2 protein-coding genes are annotated in these 744 nt (G+C 52.7%); both read left to right on the plus strand.

Translation table 11 applies throughout. The annotated features are described in order from the left end of the window. Positions 1-541 (plus strand): imidazole glycerol phosphate synthase cyclase subunit (locus NE664_12535; GenBank protein ID MCQ4727463.1); only part of this gene is annotated, 541 nt, incomplete at its 5' end. 53 nt (positions 542-594) lie between these two features. Beyond that, on the plus strand, positions 595-744 hold a 150-nt coding region (locus NE664_12540; GenBank protein ID MCQ4727464.1), incomplete at its 3' end, for a uracil-DNA glycosylase.

The raw sequence follows: 744 nt of genomic DNA on the forward strand, positions 1-744 counted from the left end.
TATTCCATTTACCGTGGGCGGCGGTATCCGTACGGTTGATGATTTTAAACTGCTTCTGCGGGAGGGGGCGGATAAGATATCCATCAATTCCTCTGCCATCAATACACCGGAACTGATCTCCGAGGCTGCAGATAAATTCGGGCGCCAGTGTGTGGTCGTTGCCATCGATGCCAGAAGGCGGGAAGACGGAAGCGGATGGAATGTATACAAAAACGGCGGCCGTATCGATACGGGGCTCGATGCTGTGGAATGGGCCATGAAGGCGGACCGCATGGGCGCGGGGGAGATTCTCCTTACCAGCATGGACTGCGACGGCACAAAGGCCGGATATGACGATGAACTGAACGCAGTTATTGCAGACTCTGTATCCGTACCGGTTATCGCATCGGGCGGCGCAGGGACGACAGAGCATTTTTACAATGCCCTGACGAAGGGAAAGGCAGACGCTGCGCTGGCGGCCTCCCTGTTCCACTATAAGGAGCTGGAGATCATGGAGTTAAAACGTTTCCTGGCGGCCCGGGGACTGCCCATGAGATTATAGCGGAGGGGATCAGGCAGGTAATACAGAACAATACGAAAGGAAATTACAGCAATATGGGTGCGATCGATAATGACTGGCTGGAGCCACTGAGCGTGGAGTTTAAAAAGCCATATTACAGGGAACTTTATAAGAAGGTCAAACATGAGTACGAGACGAGAAGAGTCTTCCCGGAGGCGGATGACATCTTCAATGCGTTTCAGTTT

The organism is Anaerotignum faecicola, from assembly GCA_024460105.1.
In the GTDB taxonomy this organism is placed as follows: domain Bacteria; phylum Bacillota; class Clostridia; order Lachnospirales; family Anaerotignaceae; genus JANFXS01.